Here is an 18,108-nt window from a genome sequence, read left to right on the forward strand (position 1 = left end):
ATGATTTTCTTTTCTTCTTTTGGACGACGAACGATGAACGACTTGAATAAGCCTCTTGGGTTTTTCCAAGATTCTATTTTCCAAGATTATAAATTCTTAGATAGGCTCCAAAAAGAAATATTGGATATAAAAATGAAAGATTTTAATAAAAAATATAATTTTATTATTTGTGCTGAACATAATCATGTTTATACTATTGGTAGAAATAGTAAATTTACTAATTTATTAATGTTTTCTAACACATATAAAACAATACCAATATTAAAAGTAGATAGAGGTGGAGATGTTACTTATCATGGATCTGGACAACTGGTCTGTTATTTGATTTTAGATCTTTTTTTATTTAATTATGATATTAATCTTTTATTACGTTTTATTGAAAATATTATTATTTATATTTTATTAAAATATAAAATCCTTAGCTTTAGAATCATCAATCAAGCTGGAATCTTTGATTACTGTCATTTTAAAAAAATATGTTCTATTGGTCTTAAAATAAGAAATTATATTACTAGGCATGGATTTTCTTTAAATATTAATAATAATTTAAATTATTATAATTATATTAGACCATGTGGTATTAATAAATATGGAATAACATCACTTTATACAGAAAATAATTTTTCTTTTTATATAAAAATTAAATCTTTATTAAATAATATACTTTCTTCTTTTTTTAATTTAATTTATTAATTTTCATATAAAAATATATGAAGTTTATAAGTTGATGAATTCAATAAAAAATTCAATAAAAATAGAAAAAGAATATAATTTTATTAAAAATGATAAAATCATATACAATTACTGGGAAAAAAATAAATACTTTAATTCTCTTCCTGATAATCGTTTATCTTATGTAGTTATAATGCCACCACCTAATATTACTGGTGTACTTCATATGGGACATATATTAAACAATACAATACAAGACGTATTAACAAGAAAAGCACGATTAGAAGGCTTTAATACCTGTTGGGTCCCAGGACTAGATCATGCTTCAATAGCTACAGAACATAAACTAATAACTGAATTAAAAAAAAAAGGAATATCTAAAGAAAAAATAGGTCTTAAAAGATTTTTAAAAATAGCAACTAAATGGAAAATAAAATATAGTAAAACTATTATTAAACAATTAAAAAAAATTGGCTGTTCTTGTGATTGGCAAAGATTAAAATTTTCTCTAGATGATAATTTCTCTAAATCAGTAAATAAAATTTTTATAACCTTATATAAGGATGGATACTTATATAAAAAGTATGGAATAGTTAATTGGGATACTAAAACTCAAACAGCTCTTTCAAATGAAGAAATTCAGTATAAAATGTGTCGAGTAAAATTGTATTATATAAAATATCATATCCAAAATGATAATAATTATATTATAGTAGCTACAAGAAGACCTGAAACTATTTTCGCTGATACTGCTTTATGTGTTAATCCAACTGATAAAAGATATCTAAAATATATAAATAAAAAAGTAATAGTACCAATTTCTTCTAAAGAAATTCCTATTATAGCAGATAATTATGTAGATAAAAAATTTGGTTCTGGATGTGTAAAAATCACTCCAGCTCATGATTACAATGATAAATTAATTGCTGAAAGGCATAACTTAGAAATTATTAATTTGATTGATAAAAATGGAAAACTTAATAAGTCTGGATTAGATTTTGCTGGTAAAAGTGTAAAAAAGGCTCGAATAAAAATTATAGAGTTCTTAAAAAAAAAGAATTATTTACTTAAAATTAAAGAATATAATTCACAAATTGGTTATTCAGAAAGATCTAATACTGAAGTAGAACAATTATTATCTTCTCAATGGTTTTTAAAAATGAATTTATTAGTTAAAAAAGCTTTACATAATATTCATCAAAAAGATATAATCAAATTATATCCTAAAAAAATTAAAAAGAAAATAAAAGATTGGTTTATCAATCTTAAAGATTGGAATATTTCTAGACAATTATGGTGGGGACATAGAATTCCTGAATGTTGTAAAACCGATAAAAAAGTTGAGGTATTAGACACTTGGTTTTCTGCTTGGATTTGGCCAATAGTAATTTTTAATGGAATAATGAATAATAATTATAATAATAATAATAATTATAATAATAATAATAATTATGAATTACAATATTATTATCCTATTACAGAATTAGTTACTGGTGATGATATTTTATTTTTTTGGGTTATAAGAATGATCATTGCTGGTTTTTTTTTTATTAAAAAAAAACCTTTTAAGAATATTTATTTTAATGGAATAGTCAAAGATAGTAATAGATTAAAAATGTCTAAATCTTTAGGTAATTCTCCTAATATAAATAAAATTTTTAATAAATATGGAGCAGATTCGGTTAGATGTGGAATTTTGATTATGGCACCTATTGGGAAAGATATGGTATTTAATCCTGAGACTTTCTTAATAGGAAACAAGATTAAAAATAAAATTTGGAATGCTTTTAAGTTAATACTTACATTTAATATAACTCCCCAAAAAAATAATATAGAAATTAATAATTATCTTTTTTCATGGATAAAAAATAAATTCTATTTATTAGTAAAACTAATAAATAAATTATTTAAAAAATATAAACTTAGCAAAGTATTAATTATAATTTCTACTTTTTTTAAGAAAGATTTTTGTTCACTTTTTTTAGAAAGTACCAAAAGAGTTAATTCATATAAATTAACATATTCTTTTTTAAAAAAAATATCTAAATTATTTAGAAATATACTAATTATTTTCCATCCTTTTATTCCCTTTATGACTGAATATATTTGGAGTATATTAAAACTTAAAAATAATATTTTCCATAATAAAAAACCTTTATTAATTCAAAAATGGCCTACTGAAAAAAAGTTAAATATAAATATACTTAATGAATTTAAAAGAATTAATAAAATTATTTTACAAATAAGAAAATTTAGAGAGATATATAAAGTATCAAAAAAACTAAAACTTTTAGTTGTTTGTAAGAAAAAATACAATAAAATTAAAAACAATATTTTAATTTTATTAGGTAATCTAAAAAGTATTAAATGTTTAAAAAAAAATAAGAATTCTAATAAATATTATACTTTTATATTAGATGATGAAATATATTTAATTAAAAGACCTAAAGAAATATTTGATAGAAAAAAAATAAAACATGAATTATCATATTATAAAAATTACTTAGATAAGATTATTTTAAAGTTAAAAAATTCAAGCTTTTTGAAAAAAGCCCCCCAAAAAATCATAAATTTAGAAAAACAAAAAAAAAGGTATTGTCTTAATAAGATTAATTTATTAAAATTTAACCTGACAAGTATTAAGTAATTAAGTATTAAGTTATAAAATAATTAAGTGATAATACTAATACTAAGAAAGTGATAGTGATAATACTAAGAAAGTGATAATACTAATACTAAGACTAAGACTAAGAATGCATAATAAAAACTAAGACTAAGAATGCATAATAAAAACTTTTTATTAAAATCTATATTGGAAATAATGGAAAAAAATTCTGGAGAAGAAATTACTTTATTAAATTTTTATAAAAAAAAAAACAGAATATATGATTATTTTATAATTTGTAATGGTAGATCGAATAAACATGTTTTTTCACTTTATGAAAAAATAAAAGAAAATACATCTCCCAGTCATACAGAAGGGATAAGAAAAAGTAAATGGATATTAATGGATTATATAAATATAATAGTACATATTTTTTTAAAAGAAATAAGAAATTATTATCAAATTGAAAAAATCTATCAAGGGCTTCATATTTTATCTTATGAATAAAAAAATGTTTTATGAGGTGTACTATTTATAATTATATTAATAAAATATATTACTTAGAATAAAATATATAAAATAAAAACCTTATTACTTAAAAATAAAAATAATAAGGTATATAAAAACGACCAATCATATTAAAATAGGAGATTTTATGTTTTTTAGTCAAAAACTATAATATTATGAAAATATAAATTATCTAAGATTCTAAAAAAGAATATATATAAATATTGTATAATAATAAAGATATTTTAGAAAATCAAATATCAAATAAGATTTTCTAAAATAATATTTTCTGATTTATGATTTATAAGATTTAGAAAAAATATTAGTAAAAAAATTAATCCTAGTAATAAGATGGAATTTTTAAAAAAATGAATTTTTCAATAAATTGTCATTATTTATTTAAAAGTTTAAAGTCAATTTATAGTGTTATTAATCAAAATCATCATATCTCTATATTTACTTGTTTTATTTTAAATGTTAAAAATAATATGTTAAAAATTAAAGCCTCAGATTCAGAAATTTCTATTAAAACTACGTTAAAAGTATTTAGTAAACAAAAAGGGAAAGCAGCAGTTCCGGCTAAATTATTAATGGATATATTAAAACATATACCTGAACAGCCATTAAAAATAAAAAAAAGAAATTTTAATCAAATAAGAATTATTTCATTTAAAGGAAATTACGATATATCTCTTTTAAATCACGAACTTTTTCCAAAATATAAGAAAATAAAAAGAACACAAGTTTGTGTTCTTAACAAAAAAACAATAATAAATATTATTGATAACACTTTATTTGCTGTAGGTAATGATGATCTTAGACCAGTAATTAATGGTGTTTGTTTTGAAATAAAGAAAAAAAAAGGTATTTTTGTTGCAACAAATAATAATATATTAGCAAAATATTCTATTAATAGTATTAATACTAAAGCAGAAATGAAGTTTATAATTCCTAAAAAAACTTTATTAGTCTTAAAAAAAAACTTTAACAATAAAACCAATATAATTAAAATTCAATATAATAAATATAATACATATTTTATATTTACTAATAATATAATTATTACATCTTTAATTAAAGGAAAATTTCCAAATTATAAGAAAATACTGCCACTATATAATAAAAAGAACAAATTAAGAATTGCTATGAAAGAATTTAAAACTTCAATTAAAAGAATTAATTTATTTTCTAACAAAATAGATAATAAAATAAATTTTAGTTTATCTAAAAACAAATCTATAATATATGCAGAAAATAAAGATTCAAGTAATAAGGGGTATGAAGAATTAGTTTGTAAATATTTTGGAGAAAATTTAGAAATTAGTTTCAAATATAATGATTTAATAGAAGGATTATATAATTTAAAATGCGAAGAAATTGAAATAAAACTTCAAGAAAGATATAGTCCAGCATTAATAAGGCCAATATCTTCTTTGGAAACAGAAAAGAGTTTTCGCTTAATTGTTCCTTTAAGTTAAAAGATATATTTATAGTTGCTAATATAACAAAAATATAATTCATTAAATGAATTTTGAAAGAGGTGAAAGTAGTCTTTTTGTAATAAAGAAGAAAAATGAAGATTTAAAAAATCAAATTAAATCAAAAGAAAAAATAAAAATTATAAAATTATATAGTTATACTATCCCTAAATTAGAAAAATATGATCTTAAAAAAGGAAGAATATTAAAAATAAAAGCTAAGATAATACTAATTGATATCGGGTTTAAATATGATTGTATATTATCAAAAAAGGAATTACAAATACTAAAAATTAATCCTAGAATTAACGAATTAATAGATGTAATTGTAGAAAAATTAGATTATAAAGGTAAATGTTTTTTATCCTATATAAAAGCCAATAAAATTAAATCATGGAATCGCATAAAGACTGCATATAGAAAAAATGAACTAGTATCTTTTTTAGTATTATCTAGAACAAAAGGAGGACTGATTGTATCATTATATAATATAGACTGTTTTTTACCTGGCTCCCAAATAGAATATAAAAAAGTTACCAATTTTGATTATTATGTAGGGAAAATATTGATAGGGAAAATAGTAAAAATTAATAAAACCACTAAAAATATTGTAGTTTCTCATAAGATAATTATAGAAAAACAAAATATAAAAAGAAAAGCTTTAATTATTAGTAATTTAAATAAAGGAATAATAGTTGAAGGAGTAGTAAAAAATATAACCAATTATGGAGGTTTCGTTGATTTAGGATGTAGTTTAGATGGATTATGTCATATATCAGATATAAGTTGGAAGCGTATTAAACATCCAGTAGAAAAAATAAATTTGGGAGAAAGAAGAAATTTTTTAATCTTATCAGTAGATAGACATAGAAAAAGAGTACAATTAGGTATTAAACAAATGATAATTGATAATTGGAAAAGTGTGATAAAAAAGATTTTTGTTTCTGGAAAAATAATAAAAGGAAAAATTAACTTTTTAATAAATTTTGGTATTTTAGTAGAAATATACCCATGTTTTGAAGGTTTATTACACAAAAAAGAGGAATTTAAATTCCATTATAAAATATACCCGAAAAAAATGTTTAAAATTGGGAATGTAATAAATATATTAATATTAGGTTCAAAATTAAAACATAAAAAAATTTATTTTAGTTTTAAGATTATTTAAAAAAAGACGTCTAGAAATTAATAGTATAGCAGATAATTAATAGTATAGCAGATTAATTTTTTATTTTTTTATACATCAATTTTATAAAATCATCATTATTAGCTGTCTGTCGAAGATTTTCTCTAATATTCTTAATAGCATCTGAAGGAGACCGAGCAGTTAAAAAAAGGTTTCTTTTTATAATCCAAACTGCTTCTAAAGTCTTTAAATCAATTAACAAATTATCTTTCCGAGTACTAGATTTTAATAAATTAATCGCTGGAAATATTCTTTTATTAGCAATTTTTCGATCTAATTGTAGTTCTAGATTACCTGTTCCCTTAAATTCTTCAAAAATTATTTCATCCATTTTGGAACCAGTTTTTATTATTGCAGTAGCTAAGATTGATAATGATCCACCACCTTCAATATTTCTAGCAGCTCCAAAAAATTTTTTGGGTTTATGTAGAGCTTTAGCTTCTACTCCTCCTGATAAGACCTTTCCAGAAGATGGTGTTAGGGTATTATATGCCCTAGCTAATCTAGTAATGGAATCTAATAATAAAACCACATCATGTCCACATTCAACTAATCTTTTAGATTTATTTAAAACTAAATTAGCAATTTTAACATGTTTTTGGTAAGGTTCATCGAAAGTGGAAGAAATAACTTCACAATTAACATTTCTTTTAATATCAGTTACTTCTTCTGGTCTTTCATCTATTAAAAGAATTATTAAATATACTTCCGGATGATTAAATGAGATAGTATTAGCTATCTCTTTTAATAAAGTAGTCTTACCTGTTTTAGGTGGAGCAACAATCATTCCTCTTTGTCCTTTTCCAATTGGGACAAAAAGATCAATTATTCTAGTTGAATAAGTACTTAATCTCCCAGAAATTTTAAATTTTTCATTAGGATATAAAGGGGTTAAAAATTTAAAAGATACTCTATTAATTAATAATAAAGGCTTCCTTCCATTTATTCGGAAAATTCTTTTTAAAGAAAAATATCTTTCCCATTTTTTTGGAAATCTGATTAATCCTTTTATTGTATCGCCATTTTTTAAATAAAAAGACTTAATTTGTGTATAAGTTATGTATACATCCTCATTAGAAGATAAATAATTAAACTTAGAAGATCTCAAAAAACCAAAGTTTTTATTTACTATTTCTAATACTCCTTCACAAACTATCAAATTTCTTTTGATTCTATATTTTCTTTTTTTTTTATTTGGGTATTTTAACAAGTTCAATCTATTTATTTTATATAAAATTTGTTAAGATTATATAAATATAATATATAATTATTCTTAGAATTATAATTATTATTCTTATAATTATTATAATTATAATTCTAATTATTATAATAGAATAGAATTATTAGAATTATTATAATAGAATTAGAAAGAATTAGAATTCTCATATAATAATAATAATCTAATAATCTCCTAATCTAATCTCCTAATCTCCTAATCTAATCTCATAATATAATATCATATCATAATATGAATATCAAAACTTTAAAAAAAGTAAAAAAAATAAAAATCGAAATTAAAAAAAATAATGAATCTTTTTTATTGAACAATAATTATAAAAAAAAGAATAAATATCTCTTTATTTTAAAAAGATATAAATTATATAATAATATAATGGATATATATAAACAATATAAAACTCAGAAAAATGATATATTAGATTTAATAGAATTAGCTAGCGAATCTCAAGATGAACAATTATTAAAATCAATTAATTTAGAAATTAGTCTTTTAATTGAAAAAATAAAGAAGTCTTTAAAAAAAATAAAGAAGTCTTTAAAAGAAAAAGAAATAAATAAGAATAGTGCAATTATAGAGTTAAGAGCTGGAACAGGTGGAAATGAGGCATGTATATTTGTTGAAGAAATTTTGAGGATGTATACTATGTATTTTAAAGAAGTTTCATGGAAATTTAAACTCTTAAATTATACCACTAATAGTTATAAAGGTTATAAAGAAGTTATAATTAAAATATATGGTAAAAATGTATATAATATTTTAAAATACGAATCTGGAGTACACCGTGTTCAAAGAATACCGGAAACTGAAGCCCAAGGTAGACTACATACTTCTGCTATTACTGTTGCAGTTTTACCAGAAATAAATAAAAAAATTAATATTTATCTTAATCCAGAAGAAATAAAAAGAGAGTCTTTTAGATCAAAAGGTGCTGGTGGACAAAATGTCAATAAAACTGAAACCGCAATTAGATTAACTCATTTACCAACTGGTATAATTGCCGAATGTCAAGAAGAACGTTCACAACATAAAAATTTAGAAAAAGCTATGAAAGTGTTAAAAGATAGAATCTTCAACTTAAAAATAAGTAAACAAATAAAAAAAATTTATACTAAAAGAAAACTTTTAATTTCTACTGGAGATAGATCGGTAAAAATTAGGACTTATAATTTTCATAAAGGTAGGGTAACAGATCACAGACTTAAAAAATCTTTTTATAATTTAGAAGAATTTATGAATGGAAAAATAGAAAATTTAATAAATTCGTTTAAATACTTAAAAAAAAAAGATTAAAAAGTATGAAATCTGCTAAAACTGCTAAAAACTTAGGACAGATTTTTTTGAGAGATAATAATATAGCAAAAAAAATAGTAAATGCTCTCTATTACAAAAAGACTAAAAAATCCATCAATGTGATTGAGGTAGGACCAGGAAAAGGAATATTGACACAATATTTATTAGACTCAAATTTATTAATAATCGAAATAGATAGTCTATATGTTAATTTATTAAGGAAGAAATTTCCAAATTTAAAAAAAAGAATACTAAATGTAGATTTTCTAAAATTTAATCCATTGGATTTTAATTTGACCAATTTTATAATAATAGGAAATTTTCCATATAGTATATCTTCTCAAATATTATTTTATATACTTAAATATAAAGATTTTATATCAGAATGCATAGGAATGTTTCCTAAAAAAATAGGGGAGAGAATAGTAAATAAAAAAAATCTAAGTGGATTAACAATTTTAATAAAAAGCTATTTTAAAACGAAATATCTATTTACAGTAAATAACTCAGTTTTTAGTCCTAAACCAAAAATAAAATCTGCTGTTATTAAAATAATAAAAAGAGAAAATAAAAAAAATATAAATTATTCTATTCTTCACAAAGTCGTAAAAACAGCCTTTAACCAAAGAAGAAAAAAATTAAAAAATTCTTTGAAATATATCTTATTTCAAAAAAACTTTAGGAATAATCCCATTTTTCAAAAAAGAGTAGAACAATTGTCAGTAAAAGATTTTACTTATATTAGTAGAAAAGTAATTAGAAAATGATCTTGATCTTATCTAAGATCTAAGATATCTTAAGATCTAAGATATCTTAAGATCTAAGATATCTTAAGATATCTTAATATTCAAGCGGGGTAGAGCAAATGGTAGCTCGTCGGGCTCATAACCCGGAGCGAATAGGTTCAAATCCTATCCCCGCAACATTTAAGAGAATAATCAAAAATAAGGAACTAATAGAAGTATAATTATTAGAATTAATTATAATTATAATTATATTCTTCTTCTTCTTCTTCTTATTGTAAATAGACTTATGTTTTAACAAATATGAGTAATTTTTTAAAAAAGAAGAAAGAAATTATTCCACAACCACCACAAGCATTAAATTTAGAAGAAGCAGTAATCGGGGGTATTTTAAGAGATCAAAACTGTTTAGACGAGATAATTGATATCATCTCTCCAGATATTTTTTATAAAAAAAAACATAAAGAAATTATTAAAGTAATAATTAAATTATATAATTCATATGAGCCTATAGATATATATACAGTTTATAATGAATTAAAAAAAAATAGGAAATTAGAAATAGTTGGAGGGGAGTTTTATTTAACACAATTAACACAAAGAATAGCATCTCCAGCTCATATAGAGTTTCATAGTAAAATTCTAAAAGATAAATTTCTTTTAAGAAAATTAATAGAAACTTCTTCTGAGATTATTAAATTATCTTATGAAGAAAAAAGTGATGTGTTTAAATTATTAGATTATGCTGAAAGAAGATTATTCGAAATTAATAATAAAACTAATATCAAAGACAACACAAAATCTATAACCGATTTATTAAATAATACAATAAAAAATATGAAAGATAATAAAGGTAAATTAAGTGGAATTCCTTCTGGTTTTAAATGTCTTGATCAAGTTACTTGCGGTTGGCAAAAATCAGAATTAACAATTATTGCAGCTCGACCTGGTATGGGAAAGACATCTTTTGCTTTATCAATGGCTCGAAATATAGTTATTAATTTTAAAATACCAACTTTAATTTTATCATTAGAAATGTCTTCTGTTCAACTAGTAACTAGATTAATTTCTTCAGAAACAGGTATTCCATCAGATAGATTAAAAATGTCTGATTTATCTAAATTAGAATGGGATCTTGTAAAAAGTAAAATAAAAGTATTAGGAGAATCTCCATTATTTATAGATGATACTCATCATTTATCTATATTTGAATTACGTTCAAAATGTAGAAGAGAAATTTTAAGAAATAAAATAAAATTAGTCATTATAGATTATTTACAATTAATGAATTATGGTAAACTAGAAAATAAAAATCTTCAAAGAGAACAAGAAGTATCCTATATTTCTAGAAATTTGAAAGCTATTTCTAAAGAGTTTAATATTCCTATCATAGCTTTATCTCAATTATCTAGAGCAGTTGAAATTAGAGGAGGTAGAAAAAGACCAATTCTTTCAGATTTACGAGAATCAGGAGCATTAGAGCAAGATGCAGATATTGTAGCTTTTATTTATCGACCAGAATATTATGGATTTACTAATTGGGATACTGGAAATAGAGAAGAATGTCAAGGAGAAGCTGAAATAATAATAGCAAAAAATAGAAATGGAAAAATCGATAATATAAGAATGAAATTTTCTCAGGATAAAATTAAATTTGTCGAGATAGATAATGTATAAGATAATGTATAAATTAAATTTACAACAATGTATAAATTAAATTTACAACAAACTCAGAATATTTATTTTTTAAAATTTTAAATTATGATTCCTTCTTAAATAATATCTTTATAGATTATATCAAACAATCTAGCGATTATTTTAGTATAAAAAATAATGGGAATATCTTAGTAAAAAATCTTAAATTAACACCTATATATATAACTTATATAAGAAACAATTGTTTGAATATTAAATATATCTCTCAATCTGGGTTTATCTTTATTAAGAAAGGAGTGGATAGAAATCGAAAGTATTTATTATATAAAAAAATATTTATATATAATAATAAAGGGAATCTAATTCCAGGGGTATTAATTCCTACTAAAAAAAAACAAATGAAAATAGATATTGGAACTAAAGATTTAAAAGAAGTATATTCTTTAGGTATTAATTTAGGAGCTAAAGTAGTATTACAAGAAGATTTTTCAATATTTAATAAATATTTATTAAGTAATGAAATTACCAATAAAATTGGTTTATTTATTCTTTGGGAGCTTCTAAGTTTAAAAAACAAAAGAAAAATAAATTTTATGCTTATAAAAGATAAAAATACTAAATTATACTTCATGAATTACTTAAGTTTTTTAAGAAATAACAAATTAAAAATTATCGATTTGTTTCTCAAAAAACCTCTAGGTTGTGAATTAATAGATTGTTGTAAAACAAATCATATAAAGATTCAAATCTTGAAAACAATAAAAAAGATACATTATATTATAAATATAAATATCAAATATTTAAAAACCCCAATAGAAATGATTTTAAAGTCAGAAATAGAAAAAATAATTAATTTAATAATTATATTAATATAATATAATATGTTTCTATTCTTCTTATTATTATTATTCTTATTATTCTTATTAGAGTTAAAATTCCAATTCTAGTTATAATTCTAATTAATTATTATAATTATAATTATAATTACTTTTAATTCTAATAAGTAGACTTATTCTAAAAAAAAAGGTTAAGGTTAAGGTTAAGGTTAAGGTTAAGGTTAAGGTTAAGGTTAAGGTTAAGGTTAAGGTTAAGGTTAAGGTTAAGGTTAAGGTTAAGGTTAAGGTTAAGGTTAAGGTTAAGGAAGGTTAAGGGAAAGGGAAGGTGAAGGAAGTAAGTAAGTAAGTAAGTAAGTAAGTAAGTAAGTAAGGTGAAGGTGAAGGTGAAGGTGAAGGTGAAGGTGAAGGTGAAGGGAAAGGGAAGGTGAAGGTTAAGGAAAAGGAAGGTAAGGTGAAAAGGTTAAAGGTTAAAGGTTAATGTTTAATATAGATAATAACGATACTATAACAGCTATAGCAACTCCACTTGGAGTAGGTGCTCTAGCTGTTATAAGAATTTCAGGACAATTAAGTTTTAAGATAATTGATTTCATATTTAAACCAAAAATAAAAAATATAAAAAGCAGAAGAATATATTTGGGTTATATATATTCAAAAAATACTTTAATTGATAAAGTATTAATAAATATATTCAAATCCCCAAATTCATATACTGGAGAAGATATAATAGAAATATCTTGTCATGGATCTATATATATTCAAAATAAAATCTTAGATTTAATAATAAATAATGGAGCTAGATTAGCTACTCGGGGTGAATTTACGTTTAGGGCATTTAAAAACGGAAAATTAGACCTTTATCAGGTAGAATCATTATTAGAATTATTTCATTCAGAGAATGAATTAGACCATAACTTAGCCTTAAATAATTTCAGAGGAAAGGTCTCTATAATTATAAAAAAGATAAGAAAAAAAATATTAACTCTAAATACTATTCTTGAATTTTGTATAGATTTTTCAGAGGAAGATATTAATAAAAAACATCTACTAGCTTTTAAGAAATTATTATTAAATCTAATAACCAAGATTAAAGATTTAATTAATTCATTTAAATTAGGGCTTTTTTTTAAAAAAGGGATTGCTATAGCAATAATTGGTAAACCTAATGTTGGCAAATCTACATTATTTAATTTTTTATTAAAATCTGATAGATCAATAGTATCTAATAAATCTGGTACTACCATAAACTATATTGAAGAAAATCTCTATATAGATGGTATCAAATATAGATTAATTGATAATGCTGGCATTAAAAAAAATACTCTAAATAAATTAGAATTAAAAGGAATAAAAAAAACAATTGAAAACATAAAAAAATCCGATATTATAATGTATATAACTAATAATATAAATACTAAATATCTACATTTACAAAAATATTATAAATATTTCTTTAAAAAAGAAATAATATTTATTATTAACAAATGTGATTTGTTAAAAAAAAAAATAAAGATACAATCTAGTCCAATACTAATATCAGCAAAGTATGGAATTGGAATAAATTATTTATTAAATAAACTTAAAACTCTTAGTGAAAGATTTCTAAAAAATAATAATAAAACAATAATTACAAATGTTAGACATTACGAAGAATTAAAAAAAGCTTTATTTAAATTAAATAAAATTAAAGACCATATTCAAATAGGGATTGAACCTGAAATTTTATCTCTTCTATTAAAAGAAGCTAATTATAGTTTAGAGAAAATAATTGGGACTATAACTAATGAAGAAATATTAGTTAATATTTTTGATAGGTTTTGTATAGGAAAATAAGGGTGATTAGCTCAGTTGGTTCAGAGCATTTGCCTTACAAGCAAAGGGTCACTGGTTCGACTCCAGTATCACCCAAATAAATGTATCATCACCCAAATGTATCATGTTCACCCAAATAATGTTTGTTTATGTTTTTAATATTCAATATAGAATTTTATAAATATAATATAATTAACAGATTATCCTGGATAATCTATAGTCTAGATTTTAAGATCTTAGAATTTAAATCTAAATTCAGAGGGAAGTCTCTAAAGAAGTATCTTATTAAATTTCTTGATCACATAAAAATAAGTAAAGTAATTATTGGTTATAATATTTATTTATTATTACAATTCCTGAACCAATTCAGAAATAAGGAATTATTTCTTAATGATAATCTATTAAGAGATACTATATTAAAGAATAAATATATTATTGATCTACAAAGTCTTTCCATAAGGCTTTTTAGTATTTACAATAATAAGATTAGATGGCCTAAATTATCTGAAATTTATAATTTACTATTTAAATCATCACTAATAACTGGAGTACTAATAACTGCTAAATGTTTTTTTAAATTAATTCTTAATCAGACAAGATATATAAAAAAAATACAATTGTCAGAACAACAACCAACATCAACTAAAAATTTTATATTAGCTAAAAAATATACAAGTAATAATATTAATATTAAAAAATATTATTATCATATACATAATCATTCATCGTATTCGATATTAAATTCTAGTATAGATATAGATTCTTTAGTAAGAAAAATAGTGAAATATAAGATGCAAGCTATTGGTTTAACTGATTATGGAAATATGATGGGGGTAGTACAATTTATAAACACTATAGAAAATTATAATAAAATCTTTAATTTAAACATTAAACCTATAATTGGATGTGAATTTTATATATATAATAAAGATCAAGAGAAAGAAGATCATAATAAAGAGAAGGATAAATATCATCATCAAGTTTTAATAGCTAAAAATTTAAAAGGTTATTACAATCTAGTTAAGTTATGTTCTTTAAGTTATATAGAAGGCTATTCTGTAGGTCGACCTACAATAAATATTAATTTAATTAAACAATATAAAGCTAACTTAATAGCTTTAAGTAGTGATAGCAGGTCTGAAATTTCTTTTTTTATTAAAAATAAGTATCTTGAAGCAGCCGAGAATAAAATTAAATGGTGGTTCAAAGAATTTGGTAAGGATTTTTATATAGAAATTTTTAGACATGGCTTAGAAGTCGAAAATGAAATTAATAAAATTTTATTAAAGTTTTCTAATATATATAATATACCTTATATTATACAAAATAATAATTTTTATCTAAATAAAAAAGAAGCTGAAGTTCAAGATATTTTACTATGTCTTAAATATGGAGAAAAACCGGGAATGAGAATTGGATTAACGAGTCAAGAACATTATGTAAAATCCAAATCATTAATGTATGATTTATTTTCTAATTTTCCAGAAGGTTTCAAAAACTTGAATGAACTTTTTACAAAGATTGAAGGCTTTAAAATTGCAGAAAGTAGAAATTTTCCAAAATATTATTTTCATAATCTTAAATATCATTATAATAATACATTAAAAGAAAATATAGAATATTTTGAAAATAAATATTTAAAAGAACTCACTCTAAAAAAGGTTAAAGCTAAATTAAAAGTAGCTAAATTAAAAGTAGCTAAATTAAAAGTTGTAACTACTAAAATAAAAACTCGTTTAGATTTTGAATTGAGAATTATAGAAAGAATAAATTATCCTGGATATTTTTTAATTGTAAGAGATATTATAAAAAAAGCTAGAAAAATAGGAATATTGGTTGGTCCAGGAAGAGGTTCTGTAGTTGGGTCTTTAGTGGCTTATTGCTTAGATATAACTAGAGTACATCCAGTTAAATACAATTTACTTTTTGAAAGATTTTTAAATAAAAGTCGCTTAATTTTACCTGATATTGATATAGATTTTGATGATAAAGGAAGAGAGCAAATAATTAAATGGTTAATTAATAAATATAGTGGAATTAAAGTGTCTCAAATAATAACTTATGGAACTTTAGGAGCAAAATCAGCTTTTAGAGATGCTGCAAGAGTATTAAATTATCCTTTTCAAGAAATAAATACCCTGTCAAAATTAATGCCGAATTTTAGTTTGGAATTTTTATTTCGAACAAAAAATAAAGACTTAATAAGTCTATTAAATAATAGAGAGTATAATAATCTTTTATTAATAAAAAAAGAAATTAAAAAAAATAAATGTTTAAAAAAAATATTCGATCTAGCTATGAAAATAGAAGGAAATATAAGAACATTTGGAATACATGCTTGTGGTATTTTAATTACTCAATATGATATTCGGGAATATTTACCAATTATTTGTTCTAAATATTCTAATTGTTTAGTAACTCAGTATGATAATAAAATAATAGAAAAAATAGGACTATTAAAAATAGATTTCTTAGGGTTAAAAACTTTAAGTATAATAAAAGATGCTTTAAAGATAATTAATAAAAAGAAATATAATATATACGATATAAATAATATTCCTCTTACAGATGAAAAAACTTTATCCTTATTTAAAAGTGGAAAAACAACAGCAGTGTTTCAATATGAATCATCAGGAATCCAAAAAAATTTAAAGAAATTAAAGCCAAGGAATTTTGAGGATTTAATAATAATGACTGCTTTGTATCGTCCTGGTCCCTTGAAAAACTTATATAATTATATAGATAGAAAAAACGGAATACAACCAGTTATATATGAATTAGCAGAATTAGAAGAATATTTAAAGGAAACTAAAGGTATAATTATTTATCAAGAACAAGTAATGCTTATAACACAAAAAGTTTCCAATTTTAATAAAGCTGAAGCTGATATCTTAAGACAAGCAATTTCTAAAAAAAATAAAGATCTATTAGATTCAATGAAAGCTAGATTTATAGAAGGAGGAATTAAAAAAGGTCATTTTAAACAGATATTATATAATATTTGGGATGCTTGGGAAAATTTTGCATCTTATGCATTTAATAAATCTCATTCAGCAAGTTATACTTTTTTATCATTTCAAACAGGTTATTTGAAGAGTCATTTCCCGGTTGAATATATGTCATCTGTTTTAAGTCATAACATGCAAAATATAAAAGAAATTTCTTTATTAATAAAAGAGTGTAAAAGGATGGGATTCAAAATTTTAATACCGAATATAAATTTAAGCAATTATAAATTTGGAGTAAGTAAAAAAAAATCCATAAGATATGGATTAGGTGCGATTAAAGGAATAGGAAAGACTTCTATAAAAAATATTTTAAAATATAGAAAAAAAAGAAAAAAATTTACTTCAATTTTCAATCTTGTAAAATCTGTTAATTTAAGATTAGTTAACAAAAAAGTCTTAGAAAATTTAGTTCTTTCTGGTGCCTTGGATGTCTTCAAAGAAATTCATAGAGCACAGTATTTTGTAAAAGATAAAAAAAATCATAGTAATATGATTGAAAAAATAATAAAATTTGGTATAAAATACCAAAAGTTAAAGAAACATAGAAAAAGTACATTATTTAATAATATATGTGATATAGATATATTAGAACCTAAGTTTAAAAAATGTAGAAAATGGAATCATTTAGAAAAACTAAATAATGAAAAAGAGGTTTTAGGTTTTTATCTATTTTCTCATCCCATAGAGAAATATAAAAAAAAGATAAAAAAAATTACCGATTTAAATATAAAAAAGCTAAAACAATTAAATATAAATATAAATATAAAAAAGCTAAAACCAAGTGAAACTAAATTTACTATTTGTGGAATGGTTTCTCATATAGAAATAAAGAAATCTATAAATAATAGAAAATATTTATTATTTACAATTGAGGATCAATCAGATTTTGTAAACTTTTTGTTAATTGGAAAAAAGTATTCTTTTTATAAAAAGAAGATTAAATTAAACAAGGTTTTGATTATAGATTTAATCATTAAAAAGAATTATTTACAAAAATATTTCTATAAAATAATATCAATACAAAATATTAATTGATATTCTAAAGACTATATAATAATATTATTATTATTATTAT

General features: G+C 21.6%; 12 protein-coding genes and 2 tRNA genes. 13 read left to right on the forward strand and 1 reads right to left on the reverse strand.

Features of this window, described 5'->3' with window-relative positions; genetic code table 11:
* From lipB to SMPYRVIR_RS00025, 5 genes are all read left to right on the forward strand, one after another.
* Nucleotides 1-693: a lipoyl(octanoyl) transferase LipB gene (gene lipB, locus SMPYRVIR_RS00005; RefSeq protein ID WP_246980363.1), complete on the forward strand. Its 693-nt coding sequence runs from the start codon at nt 1-3 to the stop codon at nt 691-693.
* 34 nt (nt 694-727) lie between these two features.
* Nucleotides 728-3,319, forward strand: a complete 2,592-nt coding sequence (locus SMPYRVIR_RS00010; protein WP_246980364.1) for a valine--tRNA ligase — start codon at nt 728-730, stop codon at nt 3,317-3,319.
* A 132-nt stretch (nt 3,320-3,451) separates the two neighbouring features.
* Entirely contained in the window at nt 3,452-3,784 is a 333-nt protein-coding gene (rsfS, locus tag SMPYRVIR_RS00015; protein ID WP_246980365.1) for a ribosome silencing factor, read from the forward strand.
* A 368-nt stretch (nt 3,785-4,152) separates the two neighbouring features.
* On the forward strand, nt 4,153-5,262 hold the full coding sequence (gene dnaN, locus SMPYRVIR_RS00020) for a DNA polymerase III subunit beta (protein ID WP_246980366.1): 1,110 nt from the start codon (nt 4,153-4,155) through the stop codon (nt 5,260-5,262).
* 46 nt (nt 5,263-5,308) lie between these two features.
* The gene (locus SMPYRVIR_RS00025) at nt 5,309-6,430 is read left to right on the forward strand and encodes a 30S ribosomal protein S1 (RefSeq protein ID WP_246980368.1); all 1,122 of its coding nucleotides are present in this window, start codon (nt 5,309-5,311) and stop codon (nt 6,428-6,430) included.
* A gap of 52 nt (nt 6,431-6,482) precedes the next feature.
* Here SMPYRVIR_RS00025 and rho read toward each other — a convergent pair whose 3' ends face one another.
* A complete protein-coding gene (gene rho, locus SMPYRVIR_RS00030; RefSeq protein WP_317224498.1) occupies nt 6,483-7,658 on the reverse strand; it encodes a transcription termination factor Rho in 1,176 nt (391 codons plus the stop codon).
* 258 nt (nt 7,659-7,916) lie between these two features.
* On the opposite strand from rho, the gene SMPYRVIR_RS00035 reads away from it, so the two are divergent.
* The 8 genes from SMPYRVIR_RS00035 to dnaE all read left to right on the forward strand — a co-directional run bounded on the left by SMPYRVIR_RS00035 (nt 7,917) and on the right by dnaE (nt 18,068).
* The gene (locus tag SMPYRVIR_RS00035) at nt 7,917-8,978 is read left to right on the forward strand and encodes a PCRF domain-containing protein (RefSeq protein WP_246980370.1); all 1,062 of its coding nucleotides are present in this window, start codon (nt 7,917-7,919) and stop codon (nt 8,976-8,978) included.
* Between the two features lie 5 nt (nt 8,979-8,983).
* Nucleotides 8,984-9,745, forward strand: a complete 762-nt coding sequence (gene rsmA / locus SMPYRVIR_RS00040) for a 16S rRNA (adenine(1518)-N(6)/adenine(1519)-N(6))-dimethyltransferase RsmA (protein WP_246980377.1) — start codon at nt 8,984-8,986, stop codon at nt 9,743-9,745.
* Between the two features lie 83 nt (nt 9,746-9,828).
* Nucleotides 9,829-9,901, forward strand: a tRNA-Met gene (locus tag SMPYRVIR_RS00045).
* A gap of 123 nt (nt 9,902-10,024) precedes the next feature.
* Nucleotides 10,025-11,398 carry a replicative DNA helicase gene (gene dnaB, locus SMPYRVIR_RS00050; protein ID WP_246980378.1) on the forward strand — a complete coding sequence of 458 codons (1,374 nt, stop codon included), beginning with the start codon at nt 10,025-10,027 and terminating at the stop codon, nt 11,396-11,398.
* A 275-nt stretch (nt 11,399-11,673) separates the two neighbouring features.
* A complete protein-coding gene (locus SMPYRVIR_RS00055) occupies nt 11,674-12,252 on the forward strand; it encodes a zinc-binding metallopeptidase family protein (protein ID WP_246980379.1) in 579 nt (192 codons plus the stop codon).
* Nucleotides 12,253-12,690: 438 nt separating this feature from the next.
* The gene (gene mnmE, locus SMPYRVIR_RS00060) at nt 12,691-14,046 is read left to right on the forward strand and encodes a tRNA uridine-5-carboxymethylaminomethyl(34) synthesis GTPase MnmE (protein WP_246980380.1); all 1,356 of its coding nucleotides are present in this window, start codon (nt 12,691-12,693) and stop codon (nt 14,044-14,046) included.
* Nucleotides 14,047-14,121 (forward strand) — tRNA-Val (locus SMPYRVIR_RS00065). It begins immediately after the preceding gene.
* A 521-nt stretch (nt 14,122-14,642) separates the two neighbouring features.
* A complete protein-coding gene (gene dnaE / locus SMPYRVIR_RS00070) occupies nt 14,643-18,068 on the forward strand; it encodes a DNA polymerase III subunit alpha (RefSeq protein ID WP_246980382.1) in 3,426 nt (1,141 codons plus the stop codon).
* Nucleotides 18,069-18,108 lie beyond the last annotated feature (40 nt).

Source organism: Candidatus Karelsulcia muelleri (genome assembly GCF_022985615.1).
GTDB classification, from domain to species: domain Bacteria; phylum Bacteroidota; class Bacteroidia; order Flavobacteriales; family Blattabacteriaceae; genus Karelsulcia; species Karelsulcia muelleri_G.

Bases quoted from the DNA above. Each gene is read 5' to 3' on its own strand.
- lipB (WP_246980363.1), top strand. From the start codon at position 1: ATGATTTTCTTTTCTTCTTTTGGACGACGAACGATGAACGACTTGAAT.
- SMPYRVIR_RS00010 (WP_246980364.1), top strand. From the start codon at position 728: ATGAATTCAATAAAAAATTCAATAAAAATAGAAAAAGAATATAATTTT.
- rsfS (WP_246980365.1), top strand. From the start codon at position 3,452: ATGCATAATAAAAACTTTTTATTAAAATCTATATTGGAAATAATGGAA.
- dnaN (WP_246980366.1), top strand. From the start codon at position 4,153: ATGAATTTTTCAATAAATTGTCATTATTTATTTAAAAGTTTAAAGTCA.
- SMPYRVIR_RS00025 (WP_246980368.1), top strand. From the start codon at position 5,309: ATGAATTTTGAAAGAGGTGAAAGTAGTCTTTTTGTAATAAAGAAGAAA.
- SMPYRVIR_RS00035 (WP_246980370.1), top strand. From the start codon at position 7,917: ATGAATATCAAAACTTTAAAAAAAGTAAAAAAAATAAAAATCGAAATT.
- rsmA (WP_246980377.1), top strand. From the start codon at position 8,984: ATGAAATCTGCTAAAACTGCTAAAAACTTAGGACAGATTTTTTTGAGA.
- dnaB (WP_246980378.1), top strand. From the start codon at position 10,025: ATGAGTAATTTTTTAAAAAAGAAGAAAGAAATTATTCCACAACCACCA.
- mnmE (WP_246980380.1), top strand. From the start codon at position 12,691: ATGTTTAATATAGATAATAACGATACTATAACAGCTATAGCAACTCCA.